Raw genomic sequence first — 13,543 nt, 5'->3', positions numbered from 1 at the left:
GATCGGGGCATGACGTACGAGACCCTCGACTACACGGTGCGCGACGGCATCCTCACGCTCACCCTGAACCGGCCGGACAAGCTCAACTCCTTCACCGTGACCATGGCGGACGAGCTGATCGCGGCCTACGACCGGGCGAGCGCCGACGACGAGGTGGGCGCGATCGTCGTGACGGGGGCCGGCCGGGCGTTCTGCGCGGGCATGGACCTGTCGTCGGAGGGCAACGTGTTCGGCCTCGACGAGTCGCAGCAGCCGACGCTGCAGGACCTGGAGGAGCGCTTCGAGGACCCGGAGATCGTCGACGGCGTGCGCGACACCGGCGGGCAGGTCTCGCTGGCCGTCTACCGCTGCACCAAGCCGGTGATCGCGGCGATCAACGGTGCCGCCGTCGGGATCGGGGCGACCATGACCCTGCCGATGGACGTGCGGCTGGCCTCGGAGGACGCTCGGATCGGCTTCGTGTTCGGCCGCCTCGGGATCGTGCCGGAGGCGGCCTCGACCTGGTTCCTGCCCCGGATCGTCGGGATCAGCCGGGCCCTGGAGTGGGTCTACTCGGCCGACGTCCTGAGCGCGCAGGAGGCGCTCGATGGCGGCCTGCTCCGGTCCGTCGTGCCCGCCGACCAGCTGCTGGACACGGCGTACGCGCTCGCCCGGAAGTTCGTCGACGGGCACTCGCCGGTGGCCACGGCGCTGATGCGGCAGATGATGTACCGCAACAGCGCGGCGCCGCACCCGGTGGAGGCGCACCGCGTCGACTCGCTCGCGATGTTCTACACGTCGATCGCCGACGGGAAGGAGGGCGTGCGCGCGTTCCTGGAGAAGCGGCCGGCCGAGTTCACCGGCCGGGCCAGCGCGCTGCCGCCCTTCGCCCCGTGGCAGGCCGACGACTGAGCCTCAGTAGGCGATGAAGAGGATCTCGTCGCGCGAGTACTCGTGGCCCGGGTGCTTCTCCTTGAGGTGGGCCTGGGTCTTGGCGACGAGGTCGTCCTCGTCCGTGCCCTGGATCTGCTCGCCGCACGGGCAGTTGAGTCGCGTCTTCATCGTGCTCTCCTCTCACGGGGATATGCACCGACCCTAATGCGGGACGGCGGCCCGTGTGATCGTCCCCCGTGTGATCAGCCCCGCCCGATGAACGGCATGGTGGTGGCCGTGATGGTGAGGAACTGGACGTTCGCGTCGAGCGGGAGGTTCGCCATGTAGCGGACGGCGTCGGCGACGTGCCTGGCGTCGAAGGTCGGCTCCGGCCGCACCGACCCGTCCGCCTGACGTGCCCCGGTGGCGATCCCGGCGGTCATGTCCGTGGCCGCGTTGCCGATGTCGATCTGCCCGCAGGCGATGCCATAGGGGCGGCCGTCGAGCGAGATCGACCGGGTCAGGCCGGTGATCGCGTGCTTGGTGGCGGTGTAGGCCACGCTGCCCGGACGCGGGACGTGCGCCGAGATCGAGCCGTTGTTGACGATCCGGCCGCCCTGCGGGTCCTGCTCGCGCATCACCGCGAACGCCGCCCGGGCGCAGAGGAACGACCCGGTGAGGTTGGTGTCGACGGCCGCGCGCCAGGCGGCGACCTCGATCTCGTCGGGCGTGCCGGTGGGCCCGAACGTGCCGGCGTTGTTGACCAGCAGGTCCACCCGGCCCCACGCCCCGACGGCCGCGCGGAACAGCGCCGCGACCGACTCCTCGTCGGCGACGTCCGTGGGCACGGCGAGCGCGTCGCCGAACCCCTCGGCGGTCTCCGCGAGCGGCTCGGGCCGCCGCCCCGCCAGGGCGACCGCCCAGCCGTCCTCCAGGAGGGCGCGGCCGATGACCCGGCCCAGCCCCGATCCCGCTCCGGTCACGACCGCGGTGCGCTGCATGTGGAGGTTCTACCGGATCCGCCGGGGGAGATCGGTCCGCCGGTCAGTTCGTGGCGGCCCAGCGCTGCTCGATCCGTCCGTAGCGCCACACCGCGAGTGCCCCGAGCCAGGTGACCACGAAGAGGGCGACGACGAGGTACCCCACCACCTCGAGGTCGAGCGCGGCCAGGGCGGCCAGCGGCCCCGTCGTGACGTGCAGCCTCTCGCCCAGCAGCTGCAGCAGCTCGATCAGCCCGATCACCAGCGCCACGACCACGGACAGCGTGGTGACGGTGAGGTTGTAGAAGACCTTGCGCACCGGGGTGACGAACGCCCACTGGTAGGCGGCGGACATGAACACGCCGTCGGCGGTGTCGAACAGGCTCATCCCGGCCGCGAACAGCACCGGGATGACCAGGATCGCGTACCAGGGCAGCTGCGCCGCGGCGGCGCCGCCGGCCAGGACCAGCAGCGTGACCTCGGTGGCGGTGTCGAACCCGATGCCGAACACGAACCCGACGACGGACATGTGCCAGGGCCTGCTCACCGCCCGCAGCGTGCGGCCGAGGACCCGGGCGAGCAGGCCGCGGGAGGCGAGATGCCGCTCGAGGGCCGCGTCGTCGAGCGGCTCGGTGCGCATCCGCGCGAACACGCGGGCGATGCCGATCATCGCCTGCAGGTTGAGCATCCCGATCAGGACCAGGAACCCGCCGCCGACCAGGGTGCCGACCAGGCCGAGGGTCTCCTTGACCGACGACGAGGCGTCGCCCGGCTCGCCGACCAGCGTGCGGACCCCGAGGGCGAGCAGCAGCGCCAGCACGAACACCACCGAGGAATGGCCGAGCGAGAACCAGAACCCGACGCCGCGGGCCCGTTTCCCCTCGCTGACCAGCTTGCGGGTGGTGTTGTCGATAGCGGCGACGTGGTCGGCGTCGAAGGCGTGCCGCATGCCGAGCAAATAGGCGGTGAGGCCGATGCCGAGCCCGAACGTGCCGCCCGAGGCCAGCGCGAGGTGCTGCGGCGCGACCACCGCGGCCAGCAGCGTCCAGCCGCCCAGCGTGAGCAGCAGGATGACCGCCGTCATCCCGGCGAGGTGCCGGCGGTCCGTGCGGTCGAAACGGGTCCGCGGCACGGACTGCGCGGGGGGAGCGATCACGAGCGTGATGCTCGCATGCACAGTTCTTCAGATGGAAGGGCTTGTGCGCCTTGGCGTTCCGAGCCTGCGCATCATGGTTCCACAACGCCCGAATTGCGGCGCTGAACGGGCGTGAGGGAACCATCGTGCGATTCCGGTCGGAGGTGGAGAAGAGCGGCGACGAGGAGCGCGACGAATCCGGCGAGGTAGACGTCGGGCTGCAGGGAGATCGCGCCGGTCGAGGGGATGGGCCCGACGTCGGGTCCGGGCAGCCTCGTGATCACGGCCGCGGTCACCAGCAGCAGTGTCGCGAGCCCGAGCCGGGCGTGCCGGACGGTCAGGAGCACGAGCAGCGGGACGCACCAGACGAAGTGGTGCGACCAGGCGAAGGGCGCGACCGCCGCGGAGGCGAGCCCGACCACGGTGAGGGCGAGCAGGTCGTCCCCGCGCCGGTGCGCACGGACCGCGACGGCCAGCGCGGCGGCGGTCAGCAGCGCCGCCGGCACCAGGTACACCGGCACGTTCTCGCCGAGGACCCGGGCCACCAGGCCGTCGATCGAGTGGTTGCTGGTCGCCGCGACGTCCGAGATCCGGTTCGCGGCCGCGAACGTCCCGCGCACCCAGTACTGCACCGACTCGGCCGGTGCGACGGCGAACCCCAGCCCGGTCGCCGCCACGAACGTCCCGACGGCGACCGCCGCCTCCCGGCGCCGCCCGACGAGCAGCAGGTACACCACGAACAGCAGCGGCGTGAGCTTGAGCGCCGCGGCCAGCCCCAGCCCGGCGCCGCGCCACCGCGACGGGCGGCCGGTGAGGTCGAGCAGCACCAGCGCGAGCAGGACGACGTTGATCTGCCCGAGGTAGAAGGTCGTCCGCACCGGGTCGAGCCACAGCGCGGCCGCGACCAGCAGCGCCACCGTGCCGGCCGGCAGCACGGTGCCCGCCCGCGCGGCGGACCGCCGCACCACCACTACGAGCAGCACCACGCCGAGGGCGGTCCAGAGGATCTTGAGCAGCGGCAGCGGGAGCAGCGTCAACGGCACGAACAGCACCGCGGCCACGGGCGGGTACACGAACGGCAGGTCGAGCAGGACCCCGCCGGCGTACAGCGGCCGGTGGTGCAGCACGGCCTCGCCACCGGCCCGGTAGACCTGCAGGTCGATCATCAGCGCGTGCGCGCCGGGCCAGGCCGCGAGCACCGCGAGCTGCAGCGCGACCAGCACCGCCGCCCCCGTCCAGGCGGCGCGGGCACGGACCCGCGGGCGGGGGAGCGTCACCGGACGACCGTAGGACGACGGGTCGTCGGCACCGCGAACCGGGCGAGTGTGACGACGACCACATCTTCTGCCATGCTGGCGCCATGCGTTCCGCCTTCGCGCACACCGCCGAGATCGAGCTCGCCGAGGACGGCGACCGGGCCGCCCCGGGCGCCGCGATCACCGCCGCGTTGTGCGGGACGTGGGAGCACGAGCCGCCGTGCCCGATCGCGTCGCACCACACCGCGTCGTCGCGGGCCGGGAGCCGGGTGCGGCTGCGCGTGCTGTTCGCCTGCGACGTCGACCTCGAGGACGAGGTCCGCAGCCGGATCGACGCCGCGCTGGCCCGCGGCCTGCTCACCGGGCCGGACGGCACGGTGTCCCGCTGGTCCCTGCGCGACGCCCTGCCCGGGAGCGTCCAGGAGTGCGAGCGGGCAGCCGCCGAGCGCCTCCTGGCGAGCAGCGACGCCTGACCACCCCGACCGCCCGGGGCGCCCTCCAGCAGGACGCGGCGCGCCCCCGGGGACCCGCCGCCGCCGGCGGCCTCAGCGGCCGTGGTGCCGGTCCGCGAGCCCGCGCAGCCCGGCCGGGACGTCGAGCGCGTCGAGGCGCACGTGCAGCACCGACATGCGCTCGTCGGCGAGGGCCTCGACCAGCGCGGTGTCGAGCTCCCCGGGCGTCGCCGGACTCGCCGTCCGCAGGTCGGCGCCGGGCGCGAAGGCGCGGGCGAGGGCGCACCAGTCCCAGGCGGCGACGTCGTTGTAGACCGCCCGCGGGCTCTGCAGCGCGCGCTCGATGGTGTAGCCGGAGTTGTCGACCACCACCACGACCGGGTTCGCCCGCCGCGCCAGCGTGCCGAGCTCCTGCACGGTCATCTGGGCCGCGCCGTCGCCGATCACCAGCACCGGCCGGCGGTCCGGGTCGGCCAGTGCGCAGCCCAGGGTGGCGGGCAGGGCGTAGCCGATCGACGACCACACCGGCTGCGCGACGACGTCGACGCCGGCGGGCAGCGTGATCCCGGCGGCGCCCCAGAAGCTGGTGCCGATGTCGGTGACCAGCCGGGTGTCGCGGGGCAGCCGGCGCTCGAGCGTCGCCCACAGCGTCTCCTGGTCGAGCTCGGCGCCGGCGACCGGACCGGCGGCCGGCAGGTCGGGCAGCTCGCGGCGCAGGCGCCCGTCCGTCAGCCCGGCGAGCACCTCGAGACCCGTCGCGAACGGGACGCCGGGGAACGGCACGCCGGCGACCGTCGCCATGTGGACGCCCAGGTGGATCGTGCGGGCGGGGTCGTCGCGGTGGGTGAACATGCCGGTCACCGCGTCGGCCATGAGCGTGCCGGCCTCGATCAGCACATCGGCGGTCTCGACGGCGAGCACCGCGCGCTTGGCGCCGATCTCCCCGACGTAGACCCCGGCGAAGTACGGGTCGTCGGCCGCGATCGCACCCCGGCCGCTGGTCAGCGTGACGACGGGGGAGGCGGCGGCGTGCACGAGCGCACGGAGCTCCTCCTGCGTGCCGGTGCGCTCGACCAGGTGCCCCGCGATCACGGCCGCGCTGTGGGCGCCGTTGAGCAGGTCGGCGGCGGCCCGGCGGAAGGCCTCCACCGTGCCCGGGTCGGCGGTCGCGGCGGGCAGCGGAAGCGTGAGGCGGGCCGGGTCCACCGGAGCGAGCGCGACGTCGGCGGGGATCGCCAGGTAGACCGGCCGGAGCTCGCGGACCGCGGTGGCCAGGACGGCGTCGATCCGCTCGGCCGCGTCGTCCGCGGTCAGCACGGCGCCGTCGGCCGTGACCTCGGCGTAGGCCCGGGCGAAGCGGCCGAAGTCGCCGTCGCCGAGGGTGTGGTGCAGCAGCGCCCCGCGCGCGGCCGCGGCCGTCGGCGGTGCGCCGGTGACCTGCACGAGCGGGACGTTCTCGGCGTAGGCGCCGGCCACGGCGTCGATCGCGGAGAGCTCACCCACGCCGAAGGTCGTGACCATCGCCCCGATCCCGCGGGTGCGGGCGTAGGCGTCGGCCGCGTACCCGGCGTTGAGCTCGTTCGGCGAGCCGACCCACTCCAGCAGGTCGGTCCCCAGGACGCTGTCGAGCAGGGAGAGGCTGAAGTCGCCGGGCACGCCGAAGAGGTGCCGGGCGCCGAGCGCGTGCAGCCGGTGGGCGAGGTACTGCGCGACGGTGACCATGGAGCCAGGACACGCCGATCGCGCGTCCTGCGCAACACACGTCGTCTCGATGACGCAGAATGCGCAAGACCGAACGCACACGGATGTCAGGAGTGGTCACCGTGCTCGACCGGACCGACGCCCGGATCCTGCTCGCGCTCGATGCCGAGCCCCACGCCACCGTCGTCGCGCTCGCGGAGCGGCTGGGCCTGGCCCGCAACACCGTCCAGGCGCGGCTGCGCCGGCTCGAGGCCGACGGCGCCCTGTCGGCCGTCACGGTGCGGGTGCGACCCGGGCGCGCGGGCTATCCGGTGCTCGCCTTCCTCACCCTGGCCATCGACCAGGCCGACGCCGACCGCACGCTCGCCGACCTCGCCGAGGTGCCGGAGGTCTGCGAGGTGCACGCGATCACCGGCGACGGTGACCTGCTGGTCCGGGTGGTCGCCCGGGACACCGCGGACCTGCACCGGATCACCCTCGCCGTGCTGCGCTGCCACGGCGTCGTGCGGTCCAGCACCGCGATCTCCATGGTGGAGTCGGTCCCGATGCGGATGGCCCCGGCCCTGGCGCGGCTCGCCGAGCCTCCCGGGCGGTAGGACGAGAGACCCCGCGAACCGGACGATCTCGACAACATGGCCAGGCTTACCTAAGTTACCGATCATGCCGTCGACCGTCCTCGACCGGGACCTGCGTGCCCCCGTCGTCACCGACTCCACCCGCCGCCAGTTCCTCGCCGTGCTCGGTGCCGCGGGACTCCTGGCCGGATGCTCGTCCGCCGACGGGTCCGGCCCCGCCGGCCCGGCCACCCGGACCGTGCAGCACCCGCTCGGCACGGCGGCGGTCCCGGTCGCCCCGGCCCGTGTCGTGGCCCTCGACCGTCGCGCCGCGCTGCCGCACCTGCTCGCCCTCGGGGTCACGCCGGTCGGGGCGCTGACCTACGAGAGCATCATCGGGACCCCGTTCCCGCCCGTGGTCGCCGACCGGACCGGCGAGGTCGCGGTCCTGCCCACCGGCGGCGGGGCGGACGACCCGAGCGTCGAGGCCGTCGCCGCCCTGCGTCCGGACCTGGTGATCGGCTGGACCGCGGGGATCGAGGAGCAGTACGCGGCCCTGTCCCGGATCGCGCCCACCGTCGCGGTCGACGTCGACTTCACCGACGCCGCGGTCAGCCTGCGGGCGATCGCGGCCGCGGTGGGGCGGGAGGCGGAGGCCGAGCGGGTGATCGGGGGGTTCGCCGAGCGCCGCGCCGCCCGCTTCGCCGAGCTCGGGGACATCGGCACGGTCTCGGTGGTGCTCGGGATCGGCGGCGGCCAGTTCCGCGTCTACACGCCGGCCGGCTCGTCGGTGGCGCGCTGGCTGGCCGAGGCGGGCGGGTCCGTGGTCCCGACCCTGGCCGACGCGACCGGCGAACCGTACGGCGACGAGCACGTGCTCATCGGCCCGGAGAGCCTCGGGCAGGTCACCGGGGACACCGTGGTCGTCATGTTCAACACCGGCGCGGCCGGCGAGGCGGCGCTCGCCGAGCTGGAGGGTTCGCCGCTGTGGGCGGGCCTGCCCGCGGTCCGGGCCGGCCGGGTGGTGCGGATCAACTCGCAGGAGTCGGTGGGCTCCTACGGGTTCCAGGGCTACGACTCGGTGCTCGACTCGCTCGTCGACCAGTGGGCGGCGTCCGGCCGGTCCCCGGGGGGACGGCCGTAGGATCCGGCCGTGTCCGTCGACCCGCCGCCCGACAGCGACTTCCTGTCCCTCGCCGGCATCGCCATCGACGAGACCCAGCGCCGGCTCCCGGGGACCGACCGCTCGGCGATGGCCATGGTCCTACTGCTCACCCGGGTCGCGAGCGGGCTGGTCTACGACCTGGAGTCGACGGTGCACCGGCCGGCGGGCTGGAGCTGGTCGGCCTGGCGGCTGCTCTTCACGATCTGGGTCGCCGGGCCGCAGGAGTCCCGGCGGGCGGCCGAGCTGTCCGGGATGAGCCGGGCCGCCGTCTCCGCCCTGACGAACACGCTCAGCGCCGCCGGCCTGCTGGACCGCACGCCCGGCTCGGCCGACGGCCGCTCGGTGGTCCTCGCGCTCACGGAGAAGGGCACCGCCGCGATCGAGGAGACCTTCCTGCAGCACAACGCCCGCGAGACGGAGTGGGCGCGGCTGCTCGACCCCGAGGACCTCGCCGCCCTCAACCGGCTGCTCGCCAAGCTCGCCGGCGCCGCCCACGCCGCGGAGTGGGTCAACCGGCGCTGAACCGGGCCGGACCCCTGGCCGTCGGGCCCGGGACGGGTTACCGTTCCGCACGGTCAAGGCTTTGACCGTTTCCCAGTGCCGGGAACGAGGGGATTTCCGATGACGCAGACCCCGGGATCGGCCGCCTCGGCGGTCCACCCGCCGTCGAGCCAGCTGCGCCGGGTGGTCGGCGCGAGCCTCGTCGGCACGACCATCGAGTGGTACGACTTCTTCGTCTACGCCTCGGCCGCCGGCCTGGTGTTCGGCAAGCAGTTCTTCCCGGGCCTCGACGGCACCGCGGCCCTGCTCGCCTCCTTCGCGACGATCGGCGTCAGCTTCATCGCCCGCCCGATCGGCGGCGTGGTGTCCGGGCACCTCGGCGACCGGTTCGGCCGCAAGCCGGTGCTGGTCGGCACGCTGCTGCTGATGGGCCTGTCGACGGTCGGCGTCGGCCTGTTGCCCTCGTACGCCTCGATCGGCGTGGCGGCGCCGATCCTGCTGGTCGCCCTGCGGATGCTGCAGGGCCTCTCCGCCGGCGGGGAGTGGGGCGGCGCGGCGATGATGTCGGTCGAGCACGCCCCGCCCGGGCGGCGCGGCTACTACGGCGCCTACCCGCAGATCGGCGTGCCGATCGGCCTGCTGCTGGCCAACCTCGTCTTCTTCGCCGTGTCGGCGACGACCACCCCGGAGCAGTTCCAGGCGTGGGGCTGGCGGATCCCGTTCCTGCTGTCGATCGTGCTGATCGTCGTCGGGTTCTGGGTGCGGGCGCGGGTCTCCGAGAGCCCGGTGTTCGAGGAGCTGCGGGAGCGTCGCGAGCGCCGGTCCGCCCCGCTGGCCGAGGTGCTGCGGAAGAACCGCCGCGAGCTGCTCGTGGCGATCGGGCTGTTCGTCGCCAACAACATGATCGGCTACATCCTGATCGCGTTCATCACCTCGTACGGCACCCGCCAGCTCGGGCTCTCCAGCACGACGATGCTGGTCGTCGGCATGGTCGGCGCGGTGGCGTGGGGTGTGTTCACGCTGATGGCGGGGCGCTGGTCGGACACCTGGGGGCGCAAGCGCACGTATCTGATCGGGATCGTCGCGCTGGCCGCGTGGTGCTTCCCGTTCTTCCTGCTCTTCGACACGCGCTCGGTCGGGCTGATGATCGTCGCGGTCGTGGTGCTGGCGTTCGGCCTCGGCCTCACCTACGGCCAGCAGGCCGCCACCTATGCGGAGATGTTCCCGGCGCCGGTCCGCTACTCCGGCGTCTCGTTCGCGTACGCGTTCGGTGCGATCCTGGGCGGCGGGTTCGCGCCGCTGCTGGCGACCTGGCTGATCGCGGTCACCGGGACCTCGCTGTCGGTCTCCGCCTACATGTTCCTGATGTGCCTGGTCACGCTGGCCGCGGTGCTGGCCCTGCGCGAGGGCACGCCGGCCGAGCGCGAAGCGTTCGTCACCGCGAGCTGAGCAGGAGGACACCATGGCCGCCAAGCCCTTCGCCTCGTCGGCCGACCTGGCCGCGAAGGAGCAGACGCTCGAGATCCTGGCCGACGGCGTCTACGCGCTCACGGCCGAGGGGGACCCGAACATCGGCGCGATCGAGGGCGAGGACTTCCTCGTCTGCTTCGAGGCCCTGGCCACGCCGGTCGCCGCGCGGAAGTGGCTGACGCGGCTCCGCGAGCACACCGACAAGCCGATCCGCTACCTCGTGCTCTCGCACTACCACGCCGTCCGGGTGCTGGGGGCCAGCGCGTTCGACGCGGAGATCATCGTCGCCCACGAGAACACCCGCGCCCTGATCGCCGAGCGCGGCAAGGAGGACTGGGCCAGCGAGTTCGCCCGGATGCCGCGGCTCGCCGAGGCGGCGGACTCGGTACCGGGGCTGACCTGGCCCACGCTGACCTTCGCCGACCGGCTGACCATCGATCTCGGCGGCGACCGCGGTGACCTGGTGCTGCAGTACCACGGGCGCGGGCACACCGAGGGCGACATCACGGCCTGGCTGCCGCGGCAGAAGATCCTGTTCGCCGGCGATCTCGTCGAGGCCGAGGCGGCGCTGTACACCGGCGACGCGTTCCACCGGGACTGGGCCGGCGGCACCCTCGACCGGGTCAAGGCGGTGGGCGCCGAGCAGCTCGTCGGCGGGCGGGGCGCGGTCACCCAGGGCCGCGCGGCCGTCGACGCGGCGATCGAGCAGACCCGCGGGTTCCTGCAGGTGATGATCCGCGAGGTCCGCGGGGTGCAGGAGCGCGGTGGCACGCTCAAGGAGGCGTTCGAGGCCACGCACGCCGCGCTGGTGGACGACTACGGGCAGTGGCCGATCTTCGAGCACTGCCTGCCGTTCGACGTCTCGCGGCTGTGGGACGAGCTGTCCGGTGTCGAGCGCCCGGTCATCTGGACGGCCGAGCGCGACCAGGAGGTCTGGGCGCAGCTGCAGGGGTGAGGTTCAGGGGAGCGGCAGCCGGGGGCCGTGCGCGTCCGCGGCGCCGTCCGTGGCGGGGAGCCCGAAGCTCGCCTCCGCCCCCAGCCCCTTCGCCGCGGCCGCCTCCCGCACCGCCGCGATGACCAGGTGCAGCGCGGGCCGCCGGGTGGCCTTGGTCCGGTAGGCGATCGAGACGGTGCGCATGACGGGCTCGGTGAGGGCCACGACGTCGATCGCGTCGTCGGCGCCGGGCGGGCGCTGCACCAGCCCGAGGTCCGAGACGAGCGTGACCCCGAGCCCGGCCGCGACCAGCGCGAGGGCGGTGAACTGCTCCTCGACCTCGTGGGTGGTGGCGGGGTCGAACCCGGCGCGGCGGCAGGCGACGCGCACCGCGCGGCCGAAGTGCGAGCGCGGCCCGGCGAGGATCCACGGCTGGTCGGCCAGCTCGCCGAGGGTGACCGTCGCGCCCGGCACGGTGCCCGCCGGGACCGCCGCGTACAGCCGCTCGACGGCCACGACCTCCCGGGTCAGCGCGGGGTCCCAGGACATGGGGTGCCCCGAGTAGTCGATCACGAACGAGAAGTCGAGCGCGCCGTCGCGGACCGCACCCGCGGTCTCCTCGGGCGCGAGCTCGCGGGTCCGCACCTGGATGCCGGGGTGCTCGGCGGCGAGCGAGGCCAGCGCGTCGGGCAGGAGGCCGGAGGCCACCGAGGCCCAGACGCCGGCGGTCAGCCGCACCGACCGGGCCTGCTGGGCCTCTTCGACGGCGAGCTCGGCGCGCTCCACCGAGGCCAGGATCTCCTCGGCGTGCTCGGCGAGGACCATGCCCAGCTCGGTGAGCTGCACCCGGCGGCCGAGCCGCTCGAAGAGGGTGCCGCCGACGTCCCGTTCCAGCTGGGCGAGCTGCTGCGACACGGCGGACGCGGTGTAGTGCAGGGCCGCCGCCGCGGCGGTGACCGTGCCCCGCCGGTGCAGCTCCCGGAGCATGCGCAGGCGCGACAGGGAGAGCTCCACGGCACCCACCGTAGGTGGGCGGTTCCGCTCGTGCAGGAACCGTGAACGCGACCCTCCACGATTCCTTGATGGACGCCGGCCGCGCCGCTGCCGCACAGTGGGGGCACCGGCGGAGATCGCCGGCCACCCCGGCACGACCCCCACGCCGCCGCCCGGACGGGCCCGGCGCGGTCCGTCGTGCCCCGAGCAGCAGACCGGGAGGTCCGCCGACGTGACCACGATGCAGGAGCCGATGGGGCCGCTGGGAACGCCGATCGAGGTGCCGGCCGCGCCGGTGCCCGCACTCCTTCCCACGGCCGCCGCTCCCGCCCCGCGGGACCGCGAGCCCTACCTGCGCGTGACGTGGACCGACCCCGTCACCGGCGCCCGCGGCCACCTCGTCGTGCACACGCTGCGGTCCGGGATCGCGACCGGCGGCACCCGCATGCGCGCCGGCTGCACCCTGTCCGAGGTCGAGGACCTGGCCCGGGGCATGGCCGCGAAGACCGCCGCCTTCGACCTGCCCGTCGGCGGGGCCAAGGGCGGCATCGACTTCGACCCGAAGGACCCGCGCGCGGTCGGCGTGCTGGAGCGCTTCTGCCAGGCCATGCGCCCGTGGATCGACGGCCACTGGGTCACCGCCGAGGACCTCGGCGTGCCGCAGCACCTGATCGACGAGGTGTTCGAGCGGATCGGGCTCGGCCAGTCGTACCACGCGGCCATCTCGCGCTCGGCGGACCCGGCGGCCACCCTCGAGCGCGTCCGCCAGGGCCTCGACGCGCGCGTCCCCGGCGGCCTGCTCGGCGACGTGGTCGGCGGCTACGGCGTGGCGCACGCCTGCCTCGGCGCGGCCTCCGCGTTCGGCTGGGCCGTCGAGGGCACCACCGTCGCGATCCAGGGCATCGGCACCATGGGCGGCGGCGCGGCCTGGTACCTGCACGAGGCCGGCATGCGCGTGGTCGCGATGGCCGACGCCGCCGGCACCCTCTACGACCCGGACGGCCTCGACGTCCCGACCCTGCTCGAGCTGCGGGACGGCTTCGGCGAGATCGACCGCACCCGGCTGCCCGCCGGTGTCGCGCGCCTGCCCCGCTCCGCGGTCGTCGGGCTGCCGGCAGACGTCTTCGTGCCGGCCGCGATCTCCTACGCGATCACCCCGGACAACAGCTACGACGTGGCCGCCAAGGTCGTCGTCGAGGCCGCGAACGCCGCCACCACGCCGGAGGCCGAGGCCATGCTCGCCGCCCGCGGCGTCCCGGTGGTGCCGGACTTCGTGGCCAACGCCGGCGCGGCGGCCTGGGCCTGGTGGCTGCTGCTCGGCCGGGTCGGCATGACCCGCGACGACGCCGTGACCGCCGAGGAGTCCTTCACCCTGCTGCGCACGCAGATGGCGGAGAAGGTCCAGCTGCTGCTGGACCGCTGGGTGTCCGACGGCGTCCCGCCGCGCCTGACCGGCCTCGGCCTCGCCGTGAGCGACCTCGACGACACCGCGGGGCGGTCCGCGCTCGTCATCCCCTGACGTCCCTGACGTGTCGAGAAGGCCCGGCGGC

General features: G+C 74.3%; 14 protein-coding genes. 8 read left to right on the top strand and 6 right to left on the bottom strand.

The features are described from left to right. Positions 1–9: 9 nt before the first annotated feature. Positions 10–891 (top strand): crotonase/enoyl-CoA hydratase family protein, encoded by an 882-nt coding sequence (locus AB0B41_RS11145; RefSeq protein ID WP_358201561.1) that lies wholly within the window; start codon positions 10–12, stop codon positions 889–891. Between the two features lie 3 nt (positions 892–894). On the opposite strand, the gene AB0B41_RS11140 is transcribed toward AB0B41_RS11145, so the two are convergent. The 4 genes from AB0B41_RS11140 to AB0B41_RS11125 all read right to left on the bottom strand — a co-directional run bounded on the left by AB0B41_RS11140 (position 895) and on the right by AB0B41_RS11125 (position 4,244). Continuing rightward, entirely contained in the window at positions 895–1,041 is a 147-nt protein-coding gene (locus AB0B41_RS11140; protein WP_063739802.1) for a DUF1059 domain-containing protein, read from the bottom strand. Positions 1,042–1,115: 74 nt separating this feature from the next. Then, a complete protein-coding gene (locus AB0B41_RS11135; RefSeq protein WP_358201559.1) occupies positions 1,116–1,853 on the bottom strand; it encodes an SDR family oxidoreductase in 738 nt (245 codons plus the stop codon). Between the two features lie 43 nt (positions 1,854–1,896). Next, a complete protein-coding gene (locus AB0B41_RS11130; RefSeq protein WP_358201607.1) occupies positions 1,897–2,916 on the bottom strand; it encodes a HoxN/HupN/NixA family nickel/cobalt transporter in 1,020 nt (339 codons plus the stop codon). A gap of 143 nt (positions 2,917–3,059) precedes the next feature. After that, positions 3,060–4,244: a glycosyltransferase 87 family protein gene (locus AB0B41_RS11125; RefSeq protein ID WP_358201557.1), complete on the bottom strand. Its 1,185-nt coding sequence runs from the start codon at positions 4,242–4,244 to the stop codon at positions 3,060–3,062. A gap of 83 nt (positions 4,245–4,327) precedes the next feature. On the opposite strand from AB0B41_RS11125, the gene AB0B41_RS11120 reads away from it, so the two are divergent. Then, entirely contained in the window at positions 4,328–4,696 is a 369-nt protein-coding gene (locus AB0B41_RS11120) for a hypothetical protein (RefSeq protein ID WP_037048235.1), read from the top strand. A gap of 72 nt (positions 4,697–4,768) precedes the next feature. On the opposite strand, the gene AB0B41_RS11115 is transcribed toward AB0B41_RS11120, so the two are convergent. Further along, a complete protein-coding gene (locus tag AB0B41_RS11115) occupies positions 4,769–6,397 on the bottom strand; it encodes a thiamine pyrophosphate-binding protein (RefSeq protein WP_358201554.1) in 1,629 nt (542 codons plus the stop codon). 101 nt (positions 6,398–6,498) lie between these two features. Here AB0B41_RS11115 and AB0B41_RS11110 point away from each other — a divergent pair, with 101 nt between their 5' ends. The 5 genes from AB0B41_RS11110 (at position 6,499) to AB0B41_RS11090 (ending at position 11,021) form a co-directional block, all read left to right on the top strand. Beyond that, on the top strand, positions 6,499–6,972 hold the full coding sequence (locus AB0B41_RS11110) for an Lrp/AsnC family transcriptional regulator (RefSeq protein ID WP_358201552.1): 474 nt from the start codon (positions 6,499–6,501) through the stop codon (positions 6,970–6,972). A 64-nt stretch (positions 6,973–7,036) separates the two neighbouring features. Beyond that, positions 7,037–8,074 (top strand): ABC transporter substrate-binding protein, encoded by a 1,038-nt coding sequence (locus tag AB0B41_RS11105; protein ID WP_358201549.1) that lies wholly within the window; start codon positions 7,037–7,039, stop codon positions 8,072–8,074. Positions 8,075–8,083: 9 nt separating this feature from the next. Further along, positions 8,084–8,617: a MarR family transcriptional regulator gene (locus tag AB0B41_RS11100; RefSeq protein ID WP_358201547.1), complete on the top strand. Its 534-nt coding sequence runs from the start codon at positions 8,084–8,086 to the stop codon at positions 8,615–8,617. A gap of 99 nt (positions 8,618–8,716) precedes the next feature. Then, on the top strand, positions 8,717–10,045 hold the full coding sequence (locus AB0B41_RS11095; RefSeq protein WP_358201544.1) for an MFS transporter: 1,329 nt from the start codon (positions 8,717–8,719) through the stop codon (positions 10,043–10,045). Between the two features lie 13 nt (positions 10,046–10,058). After that, on the top strand, positions 10,059–11,021 hold the full coding sequence (locus AB0B41_RS11090) for an MBL fold metallo-hydrolase (protein ID WP_358201542.1): 963 nt from the start codon (positions 10,059–10,061) through the stop codon (positions 11,019–11,021). A gap of 3 nt (positions 11,022–11,024) precedes the next feature. Here the strand turns inward: AB0B41_RS11090 and AB0B41_RS11085 are convergent, their stop codons facing one another. Then, positions 11,025–12,014: a LysR substrate-binding domain-containing protein gene (locus AB0B41_RS11085; protein WP_358201540.1), complete on the bottom strand. Its 990-nt coding sequence runs from the start codon at positions 12,012–12,014 to the stop codon at positions 11,025–11,027. A gap of 211 nt (positions 12,015–12,225) precedes the next feature. On the opposite strand from AB0B41_RS11085, the gene AB0B41_RS11080 reads away from it, so the two are divergent. Beyond that, positions 12,226–13,512: a Glu/Leu/Phe/Val dehydrogenase dimerization domain-containing protein gene (locus tag AB0B41_RS11080; protein ID WP_358201538.1), complete on the top strand. Its 1,287-nt coding sequence runs from the start codon at positions 12,226–12,228 to the stop codon at positions 13,510–13,512. The last annotated feature ends 31 nt before the right edge of the window (positions 13,513–13,543 follow it).

The sequence above is a fragment of the Pseudonocardia sp. NPDC049154 genome (assembly GCF_040648315.1).
GTDB lineage: Bacteria > Actinomycetota > Actinomycetes > Mycobacteriales > Pseudonocardiaceae > Pseudonocardia.
The sequence above is the reverse complement of the archived record's forward strand: the minus strand, read 5'-3'. Positions and strand labels throughout refer to the sequence as shown.